Genomic DNA, 17,858 nt, shown 5'->3' with positions numbered 1-17,858 from the left:
GTTTGCTCCGATGTGCGAACCCGCAGGGGATCGCCTGAAGGACTATATGGCGGCCGGGCCTTTGCCCGGCAAGCCGCCGTGTCGTCCGCTTTGGCAGCGGAATTATGGCCTATTCGGCCGCTTGTTTCGCGCCCTTGACGCCCTGGGCCAGCGCCGCGGTCAGCTCAGCCACGGCGTTAACGGTTTTGGCGGTTGCGCGGCCCCCGGCATCGAGGCTGTTCTTGAGCGCATCGATCAGCGCGGTGCCGACCACGGCCCCGTTGGCATGCGAGGCAATAGCCTGGGCGTTCTCCGGCGTGCGGATGCCGAAGCCGACGCAGACCGGCAATTTGGTGTGGCGCTTGATGCGGGCAACCGCTCCGCTCACGGCGGTCGCGTCCGCCGCAGCCGCACCGGTGATGCCGGTGATGGCGACGTAGTAGACAAAGCCCGAGGTGTTGGCGAGCACGGCCGGCAGGCGCTTGTCGTCGGTCGTCGGCGTCGCCAGGCGAATGAAGTTGAGGCCGGCCTTCATCGCGGGCAGGCAGAGCTCGTCATCCTCTTCCGGCGGCAAATCGACGATGATCAGCCCATCGATGCCGGCGGCCTTCGCATCGACCAGGAACTTGTCGACGCCGTAGATGTAGATCGGATTGTAATAGCCCATCAGCACGATCGGCGTTGCATTGTCGTCCCTGCGGAAGTCACGCACCAGATCGAGCGTCTTCCTCAGCGTCATGCCGACCTTGAGCGCGCGCAAGCCCGCGGCCTGGATCGACGGGCCATCGGCCATCGGATCGGTGAAGGGCATGCCGAGCTCGATCACGTCGGCGCCAGACTTCGGCAACGCCTTGATGATCTCGAGCGACGTAGCCGGATCGGGATCGCCGGCCATCACGAAAGTGACGAAGGCCGAGCGGCCGGCTTTTTTCAGCTCGGCGAAACGGGTGTCGATACGCGTGGTCACTTGGTCTTGCCCTTCAGGATGTCGCCGACCTGCGGGACGTCCTTGTCGCCGCGGCCGGAGAGATTGACGACCATCAGGTGATCTCTTGGCCGTTTCGGCGCGAGCTCCATCACCTTGGCGATGGCGTGCGCGGGCTCGAGCGCCGGGATGATGCCTTCGAGCTTCGAGAGCAGCTGGAACGCGGCGAGCGCCTCGTCATCGGTCGCGGAGAGATAATTGACGCGGCCGATCTCGTGCAGCCAGGAATGCTCCGGGCCGATGCCGGGATAGTCGAGGCCGGCCGAGATCGAATGCGCGTCCTGGATCTGGCCGTCCGCGTCCATCAGGAGATAAGTGCGGTTGCCGTGCAGCACGCCGGGACGGCCGCCCGCAATCGAAGCGGCATGCAATTGCGTGAGCCCGTGGCCCGCGGCTTCGACGCCAAAAATCTCCACGGTGGAATCGTCGAGGAACGGATGGAACAGCCCCATCGCGTTCGAGCCGCCGCCGATGCAGGCGACAAGAGAGTCCGGCAGCCGGCCTTCGACCTCCTGCATCTGCACCTTGGTCTCGTTGCCGATGATGGACTGGAAGTCGCGCACCAGCGTCGGATAGGGATGCGGACCCGCGACGGTGCCGATGCAGTAGAAGGTGTTGTGCACGTTGGTGACCCAGTCGCGCAGCGCCTCGTTCATGGCGTCCTTGAGCGTGCGGGTGCCCGACCGCACCGGATGCACCGTTGCGCCCAGCATCTCCATGCGGATGACGTTGGGCTGCTGCCGTTCGACATCGACGGCGCCCATATAGACCACGCATTCGAGCCCAAAGCGCGCACACAGCGTCGCCGTGGCGACACCGTGCTGGCCGGCGCCGGTCTCGGCGATGATGCGCTTCTTGCCCATGCGCCGCGCCAGCATGATCTGGCCGAGCACGTTGTTCACCTTGTGCGAACCGGTGTGGTTGAGCTCTTCGCGCTTGAGGTAAATCTTGGCGCCGCCGAGATGCTCGGTGAGGCGCTCGGCGAAATAAAGTGGCGAGGGCCGGCCGACATAGTTCTTGAGATAGCCGTTCATCTCGGCCTGGAAGGCCGGATCGGCCTTGGCCGCGGTGTAGGCCTTCTCCAGATCGAGGATCAGCGGCATCAAGGTTTCGGCGACGAAGCGTCCGCCGAAAATGCCGAAATGGCCGCGCTCGTCGGGGCCGCTGCGGTAGGAATTTGGCTTGGCGATGTTCATCGGACGCTCAACTCTTGCGTGGCGCGCGCGGCGCGAATGAAGGCCTTGATCAGCTCGGGGTCCTTGACGCCAGGCGCGCTCTCGACACCCGAGGACACGTCGGCGCCACCGGCGCCGGTGACGCGGAGGGCTTCGGCGACGTTGTCGGCGTCAAGCCCGCCCGAGACCATGTAAGGCAATTTGAGATCGAGATGTTCCAGCAGGTGCCAATCGAAGGCTGCGCCCAGGCCGCCGGGGCGCGTCGCATCCTTTGGCGCGCGCGCGTCGAACAGGATGCGGTCGGCGACCGCGGCATAGCCGGGCAGCACGGCGAGATCGGCTGATGTTGCGACCGGCACCGCTTTCATCACCGGGCGGCCGAACTTCTGCTTGATGTCGCGCAGCCGCGCGGCGCTCTCTTGGCCGTGGAGCTGCAATATGTCGGGCGACAGCGCATCCACGATGTTGTCGAACGTGGCGTCGTCGGCATCGACGGTGAGCGCGACCTTGAGCGCACGCCCCTTCACCTGGCGGCCGAGGTCGCGTCCCGTCTCCAGCGAGACATGCCGCGGCGACGGCGGGAAGAACACGAACCCCACCATGTCCGCGCCCGCGTCGAGCGCCGTTTCGAGCGTCTCGCGTGTGGACAGGCCGCAGATTTTGACGAGCAGGGACATGATCTCAAAGCGGGTGGAGGCCGCAAGCGGCGGCCGGAAAACGGGTTTTTCAGTCCGGGCCGCTTCTACAACGTCGCGCGCTGCTTGTCTCGCCCGATGGCCCCGTAAAGGCCTACCCCTGATGGCACCGGGAGGTGCCGGGACTCGGGCTTGGCCGGGGCCGTCTGGGCCCGCAGATCGGCCAGCTCGCCCCGGGCGGCCCGTGCATCCGCCTCATGCCGGCGTGCGGCGCGCCGCCAGTGCCGTTGGCCGAACCAGACCGCGCAGCCGCCGGCGATCACGCCCAAAGCAGCGACCAGGATCAGCAGCAGGAACAGAGGCAGCGTGACCGACAGGGCCGGATCGGCCGCCATAAAGGGATCGAACGAGACGGTGACGAAATGCCGGTTGGCGACCGCAAAGGTCAACAGGATGAGGGCCAGCGGAATCACGATCAGCGCGGTCAGGAACTTTCGCATCGCGAGCGCTCGTCTTGAATCAAGCTTGCTGCCGCATCATGCGGCCGTTCGGTTAAGCCCGGACGACAGACTTAATCCGGCGCGCCGGGATCCGGATGATCGCGGTTCAACCGCTCGCGCATTTCCTTGCCGGTCTTGAAGAACGGAACGCTCTTCTGATCGACGGGGACATGGGCGCCGGTACGTGGATTGCGGCCGGCGCGCGCAGGGCGGTGCTTCACCGAGAAAGCGCCGAAGCCGCGCAGCTCGACGCGGTCGCCGCGCGCGAGTGCCGCTACGATCTCCTCGAGAATCGCATTCACAATGTTCTCGACATCCCGCTGGTACAGATGCGGGTTGTGCTCGGCGATACGCTGAACAAGTTCGGATTTGATCATCGAGAGATAGGACCCGGGAGCGTGCGGATGACCATTTCCGTGAAAATGCCTTGATCTGTCAAGACGCTAAATGAAGCTTGAGCGTCGTGAAAATGCGTGACAAATGCCGAAAAAGCGGGCTGCGCAGCTACCCGCGAGACGGGAAAAAGCTCTTGAGCTCGCGTTGTTCCCGCCTTTCCGGTCAATTCGACGCAGCCGGCTGCCACAGGGCCAGCATTCCATCCAACCCGACGCGATCGACCGCCTGCACGACGCCGGTTTGCGCGATTTGGTGTGCAATCGAGCCGAATCCAAGCGCTTCCAGCGTCACCGCGGCTGCCGTCTTGAGGAACGTCAGGTCGCCAAAGCGTGGCTCGAGCTTGTAATCGCGCACGCTGAGACCCTTCTTGACGCCCTTCTGCTCCTCGAGCCAGGTCACGGCGGTTTTCTCGTCGCCGAGCTGATCGATCAGCTTGAGATCGATCGCCTGGCGTCCGGTGAAGACGCGGCCATCGACGACTTTTTCGAGCTGCGTGTCATCCATGCCACGGCGCTGCTTCACCAGATCCTTGAACCAGGCATAGGAATCCTTCACCAGCGCATCCAGCGCGGCCCGGGCCTCCGGGCTGGTCGGCTCAAAACCGTTGGGCGCGGCCTTCAGCGGCGTGGACTTCACTTCCTCGACCTTGACACCGATGGTCTTCAGGAGGTCCGAGACGTTGGGAAACTGGAACAGCACGCCGATCGAGCCGACCAGCGAGCTCTGCTGGGCGATGATGTGATCGCTGGCAATGGCGGTGATGTAGCCGCCGGAGGCGGCGAGACCCTCGACCACGACGACCAGCGGTTTCTTCGCCTTCAGCCGGGTGAGCGAGTCATACAGCTGCTCGGAGCCGGCGGTGGTGCCGCCCGGCGAGTTGACGTGAACGATGACGGCGGCGGCCTGCGAACTCTCCAGCCGCTCCAGCGCCTGGGTGCGGTCGGAATCGCTGCGGATCAGGCCATCGATCTGCACACGCGCGATCGAGCCGGCGGTAGCGAAGGTGCCGCGCGCGCCGGGTGTTGCGATCAATGCAAAGCCCGCGATCGCAGCGATCGCGATCAGCGCGGCCATCACGCGCCAGAACGTCAGCTTGCGGCGGATCCTGCGGCGATCGACGATGATGTCCGAATCGAGCGACATCGGAATATCTCCAAATGAAAGGCCGCTGGCGTTGTGCCGTCACAACGTGACCAATGGCTTGTCTGGATACATCAATTGCGGCGCAATTTGAAGAAAACAAGGCCCCGCGTCGCCCGAACGGAGCCGCAGCAAAAAAGCCCCGGCTCGCGCCGGGGCTTTGATGTCAGCGAAAAGAAGCGTTTCGCTTACTTGCTGTCGCGGTTCTTGAGCGCGGTGCCCAGGATGTCGCCGAGCGTCGCACCCGAATCCGAGGAGCCGTACTGCGCGATGGCTTCCTTTTCTTCGGCGACTTCGAGCGCCTTGATCGACACCTGGACCTTGCGGGCCTTCTTGTCGAACTGGATCACGCGGGCATCGACCTTCTCGCCGACGGCAAAGCGTTCGGCGCGCTGGTCGTTGCGGTCACGCGCGAGCTCCGAGCGCTTGACGAAGGTGGTGAAGTCGGTACCGGCGATCTTCACCTCGATACCGCTCTCTTTCACTTCGAGCACTTCGCAGGTCACGACCGCGCCCTTCTTGACATCGCCCGGCTCGGCGAAGGGGTCGCCTTCGAGCTGCTTGATGCCGAGCGAGATGCGCTCCTTCTCGACGTCCACATCGAGCACCACGGCTTTCACCACGTCGCCCTTCTTGTAGTTGTCGATCACCTGCTCGCCCGGAAGCTTCCAGTCGAGGTCGGAGAGATGGACCATCCCGTCGACGTCGCCTTCGAGACCCAGGAACAGGCCGAACTCGGTCTTGTTCTTGACCTCGCCCTCGACGGTCGAACCGGTCGGGTGACCTTCGACGAAGACCTCCCAGGGGTTGCGCATGGTCTGCTTGAGGCCGAGCGAGATGCGGCGCTTGACGGAATCGACTTCCAGCACCTGCACGTCGACTTCCTGCGAGGTCGACACGATCTTGCCGGGGTGCATGTTCTTCTTGGTCCACGACATCTCGGATACGTGGATCAGGCCTTCGATGCCCGGCTCGAGCTCGACGAACGCACCGTAGTCGGTGATGTTGGTGACACGGCCGGTGAAGCGGGCACCCAGCGGGTACTTGGCTTCGATGCCCTGCCACGGATCGTCCAGCAGCTGCTTCATGCCCAGCGAGATGCGGTGCGTCTCGTGGTTGATCTTGATGATCTTGACCTTCACGGTCTGGCCGATCGAGAGCACCTCGGTCGGGTGGTTGACGCGGCGCCACGCGATGTCGGTGACGTGCAGCAGGCCGTCGATGCCGCCGAGGTCAACGAACGCACCGTAATCGGTGATGTTCTTGACCACGCCGTCGATGACCTGACCCTCTTCGAGATTCTGCACCAGCTCCTGACGCTGCTCGGCGCGGGTCTCTTCCAGAACCGTGCGGCGGGAGACGACGATGTTGCCGCGACGGCGGTCCATCTTGAGGATCTGGAACGGCTGCGCGTTGTTCATCAGCGGCGCAACGTCACGGATCGGACGGATGTCGACCTGCGAGCGCGGCAGGAAGGCAACGGCACCGTCGAGGTCGACGGTGAAGCCGCCCTTGACCTGGTTGAAGATGACGCCCGTGACCTTCTCGTTGTTCTGGAACGCCTTCTCTAGCTTGCCCCAGCTCTCCTCGCGGCGCGCCTTGTCGCGCGACAGCACGGCCTCGCCGAGGGCGTTCTCGATGCGATCGAGGAACACTTCCACCTCGTCGCCAACCTTGATCTCGCTGTCACGGCCGGGGCCGGAAAATTCGCGCAGCGCAACGCGGCCTTCGGTCTTCAGGCCGACGTCGATGACGGCCATGTCCTTTTCAATTGCAACCACCTTGCCCTTGACGACGGAGCTCTCCTGCAGGTTGCCACCTGCAAAGGACTCGTCGAGCATCGCGGCGAAATCGTCACGCGAGGGGCTATAGGTATCAGCGGAAATCGAAGCCATTTGTTCTCCAGTTGCGGATGTCTTGCCGGCCGTTGGGTTTTTGGGCGTATCGGACGTGCAGTGTCGGAAGGTCCACAAAACCTTCGGGCGACCGCTCGCTGCTCCGGCCTGAAGCCGGAACAGCGGAAGCGGGCCGGCTGGGCCCGCACGTGCGATACGTGGAATCTTTTGTCCGGAGCCTGGATCACGTCGGCCCCAAACAGGGACCGAGAGTATCGACCTCAAAGAGCGGGAGCGGGCGCTTCCTCCAATGACGGCTGCGGCTTAACCCCGCGACCGGCCCGCTCGGACGGCCTCGATAATGTCGATGGCGGCCCGGACGCCGCCTTCTATATCCAGTTGGGAGTTATCTAGCAAGTAAGCATCCGCGGCCGGTTTCAAAGGCGCAATTGACCTGTTCTTGTCCCGTTCGTCGCGCTGGATGATGTCGGCGAGCACCGCAGCCTCGTCCGCCTCCTCGCCCCGCGCCCTCGCCTCCATGGTGCGGCGGCGGGCGCGGACTTTTGGATCAGCCACGACGAAAATCTTCACGTCGGCATCGGGGCAGATCACGGTTCCAATGTCCCGGCCATCCAGCACCGCGCCGGGCGGACCGGCGGCGAATTGCCGCTGGAAATTGAGCAGGACCTCGCGAACCCTGGGGATCGCCGAAACGATGGAGGCGCCTTCGCCGGCCGCCTGGGTCTTGAGGGCGGGATTGCCGAACTTTTCGGGATCGAGTTCCAGCGCGGCCTGCACTGCAGCCGCCTCGTCCCGGAGATCATGGCCGGACTGCATCAGGGCGTAGGCGACCGCACGATAGATCACGCCGGTATCGAGGTGACGATAGCCGTAATGATGGGCGAGGCGCTTGCCGAGCGTGCCCTTGCCCGAGGCCGCGGGTCCATCAATGGCGATGATCATGAAAACTCGGCCCCTAGCGACCGCATCATCGGAATGAAGTCCGGAAAACTGGTGGCGATGAAAGCGGTGTCGTCGACCGTCACCGGCTGATCGGACGCGCAGCCCATCACCAGCGCCGACATCGCGATACGGTGGTCCATATGCGTGGCGACCGTGCCGCCGCCGGGGACGTGGCCGCGGCCCTCGACGATCAGATCGTCGCCGGAGACCGTGACTTTCACGCCGTTGACGCGGAGCATGTCCGCGGTGGCCTCGAGTCGATCGGATTCCTTGACGCGCAGCTCCTGCAGGCCACGCATGATGGTCGTGCCTTCGGCGAACGAAGCCGCGACCGCCAGCACCAGATATTCATCGATCATCGAGGGCGCGCGTTCCGGCGGCACCTCGACGCCGCGCAGTTTTGACGCGCGCACACGCAACTGCGCCATCGGCTCACCGGCGTCACCGCGCGCTTTGCTTTCCTCGATGGAAGCGCCCATTTCACGCAGCGTCGTAAAAAGGCCAGTCCGAAGCGGATTGGTCATCACGTCCGAAAGAACGACATCGGAGCCTTCGACGATCAGCGCCGCGACGACCGGAAACGCCGCCGAGGACGGATCGGCGGGCACGATGACGGTGGCGCCATGCAGCTCGGGCTGGCCGACCAGCGTGATGCGGCGGCCGTGAGCGCCCTCGAAGACCGAGGTGATATCCGCGCCAAAATGCTTCAGCATCAGCTCGGTGTGATCGCGGCTGGCCTCGCTCTCGATCACGGTGGTGGTGCCCGGCGCAGACAAGCCCGCCAGCAGCACCGCCGACTTGATCTGGGCCGAGGCGACCGGAGTCTTGTAGGTGATCGGCAGCGGATCACGCGCGCCCTGGACGGTCAGCGGCAGGCGGCCACCCTCAGCGGTAGAAGCGACCCTGGCGCCCATTTTTTCCAGCGGATCGAGGATCCGGCGCATCGGGCGGCTGCGCAGCGAGGCATCGCCGTCGAACACCGCCGAGATCGGGCAACCGGCGACGGCGCCCATGACCAGCCGGCAGCCGGTGCCGGAGTTGCCGAAATCCAGCGCGGCCTTGGGCTGGGCAAAGCCTCCGACGCCGACGCCCTGCACCTTCCAGGCGAAATCGCCGGTGCGCTCGACCTTGGCGCCGAGCGCCTGCATGGATTTGGCGGTGTTGAGGACGTCCTCGCCCTCCAAAAGGCCTGAAATCCGGGTCTCGCCGACAGCCAGCGCGCCCAGGATGAGGGCGCGGTGGGAGATCGACTTGTCCCCGGGCACCCGTACTTTTCCGGTCAGGGGACCGCTTGCGCGCGACTTGAGCGGCGTCGGCTTGTCGGAATGGGTCAAGATTGTGTCCTCGAATGCGTCCGAAGAGGCTGCGGGCAGGTACCACATGGTCCCTCCGCCGTCACGAGCATGTCTTTCTCTCGTAATGCGCTATTGACAGCGGGCCGCCAACTAGCCAAGTGAAACACCGCTTTTCAGACATCCCAGGATTCCTCTGCCGTGGCCAAGTCCGAACTCGGAACCAAACGTATTTGCCCGACTACGGGCAAGAAGTTCTACGACCTCAACAAGACTCCGGTGATCTCGCCCTATACCGGCGAAGTGGTCCCGATCGCGCCCGTGGCGCCGGCGCGTGTACCGCGCGGCGCCGAAGCCCGCCACGCTGCAGCAGCGGCGGACACCACGCCGGAGCCGGCCGAGGTCGAAGAGGTCTCCCTCGAGGAGGCCGATGCCGAGGAGAACACCGGCAAGGTCAAGGCCGTCGTCCCCGAATCCGAGGACGATATCGAGGTCGACGAGACCATCGACGACGACGATGACGATGATTCGACCTTCATTGCCGACGAAGAAGAAGGCGATGAGGACGTGACCGACATCATTGGTGATGTCGGAGGCGATGAAGAGACTTGAGATCAGCCCTGATCTGTGAAAAAGGGTGCACCGCGCGAGTCACCAGGCTCGCCGGTCGGGAGTGATCCACCAGGATCGTCCCAGGACTTAAGGGGCCATAGCTCAGCTGGGAGAGCGCTTGCATGGCATGCAAGAGGTCGGCGGTTCGATCCCGCCTGGCTCCACCAGCCTTCGCTCGCTTCGCGAGCTTCGGCTGGGCAAGCCCGGGAAGTCCCTCGTAGCGAGGCCGGGCTTTAGCGACCTACTCCCCAATCACCGCATTCAGCCGATCGCGCAGCGCGACGATCTCGTCCTTCATTGCGACCAGCTCCGGCACCGAGCAGTCCGACGCGGCCAGGATCGACTGCGGCACGCTGCGCGCCTTGTCCTTCAGGGCGTGCCCCTGCGGCGTCAGCGCGATCAGGACCTGACGCTCATCCTCGCTGGAGCGCGTGCGCTTGACGAGGTGCGCGGCTTCGAGTCGCTTGAGCAGCGGCGTTAGCGTGCCCGAATCCAGAAACAGCTTTTCGCCGATATCCTTCAGTGGCACGTCGTCGCGTTCCCACAGCACCAGCATCACCAGATATTGCGGATAGGTCAGGCCGAGCCGGTCGAGAAGCGGCTTGTAGACGCGGTTGAAGGCATGCGCGGCTGAATAGACGGCGAAGCAGATCTGGTTGTCGAGGCGTTGCGGATCCAGGGTCGATAATTTCCGGGCCATAGAGAATCTCACGTGATTGACCCGCATTGTGGGACCGGGCGGGCCGACATTCAATTGCGAACAATTAAATGTGAGGCATGCAAATTTCAATTGCGCACAATCTAATTGTTTGCGATACAGGCCCCACCCCAACCCGAAGACCCCTGAGGAGACGAAAATGTCCGTGAACGTCCTCTACAAGACCAGCGCAAAAGCCACCGGCGGCCGTGACGGCCACGCCGCGACCCTCGACGGCGCACTCGACGTCAAGCTCACCACACCGAAGGAGCTCGGCGGCGGCGGCGGCGCCGGCAACAATCCCGAGCAGCTGTTTGCGGCCGGCTATGCCGCCTGCTTCATCGGCGCGATGAAGTTCGTGTCGTCGCAGGGCGGCCCGAAGGTTCCCGCCGACGCCTCCGTCACCTCGACCGTCGGCATCGGCCCGCGCTCGGAAGGCGGCTTCGGCCTCGACATCGATCTGGCCGTCTCGCTGCCGGGGCTATCCCGCGCCGACGCCGAGGCGCTGGTCGAGAAGGCACATCAGGTGTGCCCGTACTCCAACGCGACGCGCGGCAATGTCGACGTCCGCCTGACGGTCGTCTGATCTGACGGTGGATTTGGCTGGCCCGAGATCCCCCTTGGGCCGGCCGCTTCCGCCAGATCTGCCGCGCCGCGGGATTGCGCGGCGACGCATACGCCCCCACGCGGCAAGCCATTGCTGGCCTGGACGAACCTCGCTAGGCCTGTGATCAGACGTCGACACAGGGGAAGCGAAGGCATGACTGAAGCCGTTTTGGGCGCAATGAGCGGACTGCGCGTCGTCGATCTCACGCGCGTGCTCGGCGGTCCCTACTGCACCCAGATCCTCGCCGACCATGGCGCCGACGTGATCAAGGTCGAGCCGCCGGCAGGCGACGAGGTGCGCGACTGGGGCCCTCCCTTCCACGAGGAAGACGCGGCCTATTTCGTCGGCATCAACCGCAACAAGCGCTCCATCGGCCTCGACCTCGCCTCCGAAGGCGGCCGTGTCGTGCTGCTCAAGATGCTGGAGACGGCCGACGTGCTGATCGAGAATTTCAAGCCGGGCACGCTGGAGAAATGGGGCATCGGCAACGACGTGCTCAGCCAGAAATTCCCGCGCCTGGTGCATTGCCGGATCTGCGGCTTCGGCGCCGACGGGCCGCGCGGCGGCAATCCCGGCTATGACGCCATCATCCAGGCCATGACCGGCATGATCGCGGCGACCGGCTCGCCGGAGAGCGGGCCGATGCGGATCGGCGTGCCGCTGGTCGACATCACCACCGGTCTTTACGCAGCGATCGGCATCCTGATGGCGCTGTCCGAGCGGCAGCGCTCCGGCAAGGGCCAGTTCCTGGAGACGACGCTGTACGAGACCGGCCTCGCCATCATGCATCCGCACACCGCGAATTATTTCATGCATGGCAGGCCGCCCGGCCTCACCGGCAACGAGCATCCGAACCTCGTGCCCTACGCGATCTTCCCGACCAGGACCGACGACATCTTCATCGGCGTCGGCAATGACGGCACCTTCCGCAAGCTCGCCAAGGAGATCGGTAAGCCCGAGCTCGGCACCGATCCGCGCTTTGCCCGCAACAAGGACCGCATCGCCAACCGCGACGCGCTGCGCGTAGAGCTTGCCGCGGTGTTCAGCCAGCACGAGGCCGAGCCGCTGTGCAATCGCCTGCTGGCCGCGGGCCTGCCCGCGGGCCCGGTGCAGAAGATCGACCAGGCATTGACCAACCCGCACACGATCGCGCGCGGCGATGTCATCGAGAAGGACTGGTACAAGGGCGTGGCCTCGCCGATCCGACTCGATCGCAACAAGCCGAGCCTGCGCCGCCTGCCGCCGAAATTCAGCCAGCACTCCCAGGAGGTGCTAGGCGAGTTCGGCTACTCAAAGGCGGAGATCGACGCGATGGTCGAGAGCGGCGTAGTCTGCGGGCCCGAGCGCAAGCGCTAGGGCCCTCGCCTCGTCACCCAAGCAAATGCCGCAGTGCGGCACGGGCACGCATGTACACTGCGGACGGAGGAGGCTGCCCGAGCGCGCGTCTTCGCCTATTTGATGGCTTCCCTTTTGGCAGCGCTTGCTGCTTTCGTTTCGGCCGCTTACACAGTCATGTGAACGTCATGTGGCGCTGCTAGCGCAAGCGCTTCTTTTTGACGGCCAAGGGAGGTACTTGATGGCTCTTCGATATTTTGGGGCGGCTGCCGCTGTTGCATTTGCGGTTGGCATGACGGCTTCGCCGGCGCTGGCCGTGACTGAAATCCAGTGGTGGCACGCGATGACAGGCGCGAATAACGACGTCATCGTCAAGCTCGCCAACGACTTCAATGCGTCGCAGAGCGACTACAAGGTCATCCCGACCTACAAGGGCAGCTATCCCGACACCATGAACGCCGGCATCGCCGCGTTCCGCGCCGGCAACGCCCCGCACATCATGCAGGTGTTCGAAGTCGGCACCGCGACCATGATGGCCGCGACCGGCGCCGTGAAGCCCGTCTACAAGCTGATGACCGATGCCGGCGAGAAGTTCGATCCGAAGAATTATCTGTCCGCGATCACCGGCTACTATTCGACCTCGAAGGGCGAGATGCTGTCCTTCCCCTTCAACTCGTCGTCGACCGTCATGTGGGTCAACCTCGACGAGCTGAAGAAGGTCAACGCAGAGATCCCGAAGACCTGGCCCGAAGTGTTCGAGGTCGCCAAGAAGCTGCACGACAACGGCCATCCGACCTGCGGCTTCTCCAACTCCTGGGTCACCTGGGTCAATCTCGAGCAGCTCTCCGCCTGGCACAACGTGCCGCTTGCCAGCAAGGCGAACGGCCTCGACGGCTTCGACACCAAGCTCGAGTTCAATGCGCCGCTGCAGGAGAAGCATCTCGAGAAGCTGGTCGAGCTGCAGAAGGACAAGACCTACGACTACGCCGGCCGCACCAACCAGGGCGAAGGCCGCTTCACCTCGGGTGAGTGCGCGATCTACCTGACCTCGTCGGCCTTCTTCGGCAACGTCAAGGCGCAGGCCAAGTTCAACTTCACCGCTGCGCCGATGCCGTATTATCCTGACGTCAAGGGCGCACCGCAGAACTCGATCATCGGCGGCGCTTCGCTCTGGGTCATGGGCGGCAAGTCGGCCGACGAATACAAGGGCATCGCCAAATTCCTGACCTTCCTCTCGGACACCGATCGTCAGGTCTACATCCACAAGGCTTCGGGCTATCTGCCGATCACCAAGGCGGCCTACGAAAAGGCCAAGGCCGAGGGCTTCTACAAGGATCAGCCCTATCTCGAGACCCCGCTGCTCGAGCTGACCAACAAGGAGCCGACCGAGAACTCGCGCGGCCTGCGCCTTGGCAACATGGTTCAGCTCCGTGACGTCTGGGCCGAAGAGATCGAGCAGGCACTGGCCGGCAAGAAGACCGCCAAGCAGGCGCTCGATGCCTCCGTCGAGCGCGGCAACACGATGCTGCGTCAGTTCGAGAAGACCGCCGTAAAATAAGGCGAAGGCGCCGGCGGAACCGCTCGACGAGCGGCCCGCCGGCGCCACCCCCATCATGCAAAAGCAAGCCATTTTCCAATCAAAGCTGCTGCCCTACGCGCTGGTTGCGCCGCAACTCGCGATCGTTCTGATTTTCTTCTACTGGCCGGCCGTGCAGGCCGTCATTCAGTCCTTCCTGCTGCAGGACGCTTTCGGCCTCTCGACGAGCTTCGTGTGGTTCGAGAATTATGTCGAGCTGTTGAGCGATCCCGCCTATTTCGAGACGATCGTCCGAACCTTCTTCTTCTCGTTTGCGATCGCGGCGTCCTCGCTCTCCGTGGCGCTGCTGCTCGCGGTGATGGCGGACAAGCCGATGCGCGGCGGCGCTGTCTACCGCACGCTGCTGATCTGGCCCTATGCCGTGGCGCCGCCCGTGGTCGGCGTGCTCTGGGTCTTCATGCTGCATCCCTCGCTCGGCGTGCTCTCGCGCTATCTGCGCGCCGCCGGCATCGAATGGAATCCGCTGCTCGACGGCAATCAGGCCGCGACACTGGTCATCCTTGCCGCCGCGTGGAAGCAGATCTCCTATAATTTCCTGTTCTTCCTCGCAGGTCTCGCGAGCATTCCGAAGAGCGTGCTCGAGGCCGCCGCGATCGACGGCGCGCGCCCGATGCGCCGGTTCTGGACCGTGACCTTCCCGCTGCTGTCCCCGACCATCTTCTTCCTGCTGGTCGTCAACATCGTCTACGCCTTCTTCGACACCTTCGGCATCATCGACACCATGACCCGCGGCGGTCCCGGCAAGTCGACGGAGACCCTGGTCTACAAGGTCTACAACGACGGCCTGATCGGCGGAAACCTCGGCAGCTCCGCGGCGCAGTCGGTGATCCTGATGGTCATGGTCATCGTGCTGACCGGAATCCAGTTCCGCTTCGTCGAACGCAAGGTGACCTACTGATGGTCGAGCAAGAGGGCTTTCGACGCTACATCGCCCACATCATCCTCTGGATCGGGATCGCGATCGTCGCCTTCCCGGTCTACGTCGCCTTCGTCGCCTCGACCCAGGACAACGCGCTGATCGCCAACGGGCAGATGTCGCTGTTGCCCGGCGGACATTTCTTCGAGGTCTACTACCAGACCATCTTCGTCGGCACGAGCGGCTCGACCCGCGAGCCCGTCGGCAACATGATGCTGAACTCGCTGGTGATGGCGTTGGCGATCGCGATCGGCAAGATCGCGATCTCGATCATCTCCGCCTATGCGATCGTCTATTTCCGTTTTCCCTTTCGGATGCCGATCTTCTGGATCATCTTCATCACGCTGATGCTGCCGGTCGAGGTCCGCATCTATCCGACCTACAAGATCGTCGCCGACCTGCACATGCTCGACAGCTACGCCGGCCTCGCGCTGCCGCTGATCGCGTCGGCCACGGCAACGCTGCTGTTCCGCCAGTTCTTCATGACCGTGCCGGATGAATTGCTGGAGGCCTCGCGCATCGACGGCGCCGGCCCCTTGCGCTTCTTCTGGGATACGCTGTTGCCGCTGTCGCGCACCAACATGGCCGCGCTGTTCGTGATCCTCTTCATCCTCGGCTGGAATCAATATCTCTGGCCGCTGCTGATCACCACCCGCGACGACATGCAGACCATCCAGATCGGCATTCGCAAGATGATGACCACCAACGATGCGCTGACCGAATGGCCGATCGTGATGGCGACCGCCGTGCTGGCCATGCTGCCGCCGGTGTTCGTCGTCGTCGCCATGCAGAAACTGTTCGTGCGCGGCCTGGTCGAGACGGAGAAGTAGAGAGTCATGGCCAACGTCACCCTGCGCAACGTCCGCAAGACCTATCCCGGCGGCTTCGAGGCCATCAAGGGCGTCAACGTCGATGTCGGCGACGGCCAGTTCTGCGTGCTGGTCGGCCCCTCCGGCTGCGGCAAGTCCACGCTGCTTCGCATGGTCGCGGGGCTCGAGACCGTCACCGGCGGCGAGATCGACATCGGCGGCCGCGTCGTCAACCAGGTCGAGCCCGCCGATCGCGACATCGCGATGGTGTTCCAGAACTACGCGCTCTATCCGCATATGAGCGTGTTCAACAACATGGCTTACGGCCTGCGCAATCGCGGCATGAAGGAAGCCGAGATCAAGACCCGCGTCGAGGAAGCCGCGCGCGTGCTCGAGCTCTCGGCGATGCTGGAGCGCAAGCCGCGCCAGCTCTCCGGCGGTCAGCGCCAGCGCGTCGCCATGGGCCGCGCCATCGTGCGCCAGCCAAAAGTGTTTCTGTTCGACGAGCCGCTGTCGAACCTCGACGCCAAGCTACGCATCGCGATGCGCGTCGAGATCCGCAAATTGCAGCGCCGCCTCAAGACGACGTCGGTCTACGTCACCCATGACCAGCTCGAGGCGATGACGCTCGCCGACATCCTCGTCGTGATGAATGGCGGCCAGGTCGAGCAGATCGGCAATCCCCTCGCGATCTACGAGAAGCCGGCCACGACCTTCGTCGCCTCCTTCATCGGCGCGCCGCCGATGAATCTGATGTCGATGCGCACCGAGGAGATCAAGTCGCAGCTTGGCGGCAGCGCGGGCGAGGCAGGCATCCTCGGCATCCGTCCGGAAGATTTTGTCATCACCGACCAGACCCCGGCCGGCGGCGTCGCATTACCGCTGACGATCGAAGCGATCGAGCGCGTCGGCGCCGAAACTTTTATTTACGGCTCGCGCGCCCAGGACGAGCAGCGCGTCGCCGCCACTCCGGGTGAGCTGCCGCCGGGCGAAGTCATCGTCCGCATTCCCGGGACCGAGGCCCCGGCGATCGGTGAGAAAATCCGCGTCGCGGCAGTGCGCCAAAAGCTGCATTTGTTCAGCGGCGACGGGCGGACGCGGATCGAGGCCTGACGGGTCCGACAGAACGGCCGACTAAAGACCCAAAACAACCCCATGCACAGTAGAACGGGGCCTGTTTTCATTGGGATAAATCGCCCGCAAATTCGTCACGGCGGGGCGACGGCGGAAGCAGTGAATCCACAGCCCCTGCTACGTCCTTGAACCCACACGGGGATATGCCCATATTGCTGACCAAGGGGCGCCGCTTCCGGGCCCTGAAATGCCAAAGTCGCTTCGAGAGGACTTTGTAAACTATGTCTCGTGTTCCCACGTTATCCAGTCCGTTCCTTCTGGGCTTCGACGAGATTGAGCGCGTGCTCGATCGCGTCGTCAAAGGCGCCGACGGTTATCCTCCCTACAATATCGAGAGGTGCGACCGGTCGGACGGCCAGCCCGAGCGGTTGCGCATCACGCTGGCGGTCGCCGGATTTACCCGCGACCAACTCGATGTAACCATTGAGGAAAACCAGCTCGTGATCCGCGGACGACAGCAGGACGACAAGACCCGGCAATACATCCATCGCGGCATCGCCGCGCGCCACTTCCAGCGCACCTTTGTGCTGGCGGAGGGGATGCTGGTGCTGGGTGCGGATCTGAAGAACGGGTTGTTGTCGATTGATCTTGCCCGGCCAGAACCGGAGAGGATCGTTAAGACAATCGCTATCAATGAGCACGAATAATGGAACGAGTAGCGGACTCGACCGCTTAGTTTCTGTGAAGGAGTCGAGACCATGAGTGAAGGTCATGTTGCGTTCGAATACGAAGCCAAGACGGTCTCTCCGGAGACGCTGGCAAGCCTCGGCGAAGGCCACATCGCCTATGTGAAGCAGATCCGCTCCGAGGACGTGCCCGGCCTGTTTCCCGAGGCCCCGAAGATTGCGCCCGGCCTCAAGCTGTTCGCGCTCCACGCCGCCGACGGCACGCCGATCATGCTGACCGACAGCCGCGAAGCCGCAGTCGCCAATGCCTGGAGCAACGAGCTGCAAGCGGTGAGCGTGCACTGACGCACGCACGTCGCACGAATAGAGTTTTGAGCGGGCATGCCTTCGCACGAAGGCGTGCCCGCTTTCATTTTGCACAGTTTTCATTTTGCACACTTGGTAAAGCACGAGGTCCGTTCTAGATTCGCTCGATCGAGCCGCGGGCTCCCTCAACCTCTCCCGCTTGCGGGGGAGGTCGGCGCGAAGCGCCGGGTGGGGGCTCCCTCCTCGCGGGGATACTCTCCGCAGCCCTCAAACACTCCCAACGCGGAGACACCCCCGCCTGTCCAGCGGATGGATTGGT

Annotated in this window: 19 protein-coding genes and 1 tRNA gene; 10 read left to right on the top strand and 10 right to left on the bottom strand. The window is 63.9% G+C overall.

Translation table 11 applies throughout. The features are described from left to right. Positions 1-109 precede the first annotated feature (109 nt). From trpA to aroA, 9 genes are all read right to left on the bottom strand, one after another. Positions 110-946, bottom strand: a complete 837-nt coding sequence (gene trpA / locus FXB38_RS01850) for a tryptophan synthase subunit alpha (protein ID WP_148749078.1) — start codon at positions 944-946, stop codon at positions 110-112. Next, positions 943-2,160 carry a tryptophan synthase subunit beta gene (gene trpB, locus FXB38_RS01845; RefSeq protein WP_148749077.1) on the bottom strand — a complete coding sequence of 406 codons (1,218 nt, stop codon included), beginning with the start codon at positions 2,158-2,160 and terminating at the stop codon, positions 943-945. The genes trpA and trpB overlap by 4 nt, the downstream gene beginning before the upstream one ends. Beyond that, on the bottom strand, positions 2,157-2,816 hold the full coding sequence (locus tag FXB38_RS01840) for a phosphoribosylanthranilate isomerase (protein WP_148749076.1): 660 nt from the start codon (positions 2,814-2,816) through the stop codon (positions 2,157-2,159). The genes trpB and FXB38_RS01840 overlap by 4 nt, the downstream gene beginning before the upstream one ends. 65 nt (positions 2,817-2,881) lie before the next feature. Beyond that, entirely contained in the window at positions 2,882-3,274 is a 393-nt protein-coding gene (locus FXB38_RS01835; protein WP_148749075.1) for a lipopolysaccharide assembly protein LapA domain-containing protein, read from the bottom strand. A gap of 71 nt (positions 3,275-3,345) precedes the next feature. Further along, positions 3,346-3,651: an integration host factor subunit beta gene (locus FXB38_RS01830; RefSeq protein ID WP_007598410.1), complete on the bottom strand. Its 306-nt coding sequence runs from the start codon at positions 3,649-3,651 to the stop codon at positions 3,346-3,348. A 181-nt stretch (positions 3,652-3,832) separates the two neighbouring features. Next, positions 3,833-4,813 (bottom strand): signal peptide peptidase SppA, encoded by a 981-nt coding sequence (gene sppA / locus FXB38_RS01825; RefSeq protein WP_148749074.1) that lies wholly within the window; start codon positions 4,811-4,813, stop codon positions 3,833-3,835. Positions 4,814-4,998: 185 nt separating this feature from the next. Then, positions 4,999-6,705, bottom strand: coding sequence for a 30S ribosomal protein S1 (gene rpsA, locus FXB38_RS01820; protein WP_148749073.1), 1,707 nt, complete (start codon positions 6,703-6,705; stop codon positions 4,999-5,001). Positions 6,706-6,969: 264 nt separating this feature from the next. Then, the gene (cmk, locus tag FXB38_RS01815) at positions 6,970-7,608 is read right to left on the bottom strand and encodes a (d)CMP kinase (RefSeq protein ID WP_148749072.1); all 639 of its coding nucleotides are present in this window, start codon (positions 7,606-7,608) and stop codon (positions 6,970-6,972) included. Continuing rightward, positions 7,605-8,990 (bottom strand): 3-phosphoshikimate 1-carboxyvinyltransferase, encoded by a 1,386-nt coding sequence (gene aroA, locus FXB38_RS01810; RefSeq protein WP_430640153.1) that lies wholly within the window; start codon positions 8,988-8,990, stop codon positions 7,605-7,607. The genes cmk and aroA overlap by 4 nt, the downstream gene beginning before the upstream one ends. Positions 8,991-9,101: 111 nt before the next feature. On the opposite strand from aroA, the gene FXB38_RS01805 reads away from it, so the two are divergent. Together FXB38_RS01805 and FXB38_RS01800 are read left to right on the top strand one after the other, a co-directional pair. After that, complete coding sequence (locus FXB38_RS01805) at positions 9,102-9,512, top strand: TIGR02300 family protein (RefSeq protein ID WP_148749070.1); 411 nt, start codon at positions 9,102-9,104, stop codon at positions 9,510-9,512. Between the two features lie 91 nt (positions 9,513-9,603). Beyond that, positions 9,604-9,679: transfer RNA gene (locus tag FXB38_RS01800), tRNA-Ala, on the top strand. A gap of 74 nt (positions 9,680-9,753) precedes the next feature. On the opposite strand, the gene FXB38_RS01795 is transcribed toward FXB38_RS01800, so the two are convergent. Continuing rightward, complete coding sequence (locus tag FXB38_RS01795; RefSeq protein ID WP_187434605.1) at positions 9,754-10,212, bottom strand: MarR family winged helix-turn-helix transcriptional regulator; 459 nt, start codon at positions 10,210-10,212, stop codon at positions 9,754-9,756. Between the two features lie 157 nt (positions 10,213-10,369). On the opposite strand from FXB38_RS01795, the gene FXB38_RS01790 reads away from it, so the two are divergent. From FXB38_RS01790 to FXB38_RS01755, 8 genes are all read left to right on the top strand, one after another. After that, complete coding sequence (locus FXB38_RS01790; RefSeq protein ID WP_148749068.1) at positions 10,370-10,795, top strand: organic hydroperoxide resistance protein; 426 nt, start codon at positions 10,370-10,372, stop codon at positions 10,793-10,795. A 174-nt stretch (positions 10,796-10,969) separates the two neighbouring features. Beyond that, on the top strand, positions 10,970-12,172 hold the full coding sequence (locus FXB38_RS01785; RefSeq protein ID WP_148749067.1) for a CaiB/BaiF CoA transferase family protein: 1,203 nt from the start codon (positions 10,970-10,972) through the stop codon (positions 12,170-12,172). 220 nt (positions 12,173-12,392) lie between these two features. After that, a complete protein-coding gene (gene ugpB / locus FXB38_RS01780) occupies positions 12,393-13,709 on the top strand; it encodes a sn-glycerol-3-phosphate ABC transporter substrate-binding protein UgpB (RefSeq protein ID WP_148749066.1) in 1,317 nt (438 codons plus the stop codon). Between the two features lie 55 nt (positions 13,710-13,764). Continuing rightward, entirely contained in the window at positions 13,765-14,646 is an 882-nt protein-coding gene (gene ugpA / locus FXB38_RS01775) for a sn-glycerol-3-phosphate ABC transporter permease UgpA (RefSeq protein WP_148749065.1), read from the top strand. Then, positions 14,646-15,494 (top strand): sn-glycerol-3-phosphate ABC transporter permease UgpE, encoded by an 849-nt coding sequence (gene ugpE, locus FXB38_RS01770; protein WP_148749064.1) that lies wholly within the window; start codon positions 14,646-14,648, stop codon positions 15,492-15,494. The genes ugpA and ugpE overlap by 1 nt, the downstream gene beginning before the upstream one ends. A 6-nt stretch (positions 15,495-15,500) precedes the next feature. Further along, positions 15,501-16,586 carry a sn-glycerol-3-phosphate import ATP-binding protein UgpC gene (locus FXB38_RS01765; protein WP_148749063.1) on the top strand — a complete coding sequence of 362 codons (1,086 nt, stop codon included), beginning with the start codon at positions 15,501-15,503 and terminating at the stop codon, positions 16,584-16,586. Positions 16,587-16,828: 242 nt separating this feature from the next. After that, positions 16,829-17,254 carry an Hsp20 family protein gene (locus tag FXB38_RS01760; protein WP_011083554.1) on the top strand — a complete coding sequence of 142 codons (426 nt, stop codon included), beginning with the start codon at positions 16,829-16,831 and terminating at the stop codon, positions 17,252-17,254. Positions 17,255-17,305: 51 nt separating this feature from the next. Next, entirely contained in the window at positions 17,306-17,578 is a 273-nt protein-coding gene (locus FXB38_RS01755) for a BQ00720 family protein (RefSeq protein ID WP_148749062.1), read from the top strand. Positions 17,579-17,858: the final 280 nt, after the last annotated feature.

It is taken from the genome of Bradyrhizobium cytisi, from assembly GCF_008123515.1.
In the GTDB taxonomy this organism is placed as follows: Bacteria; Pseudomonadota; Alphaproteobacteria; order Rhizobiales; family Xanthobacteraceae; genus Bradyrhizobium; species Bradyrhizobium cytisi.
This window is presented reverse-complemented; position numbering and strand designations above follow the sequence as displayed.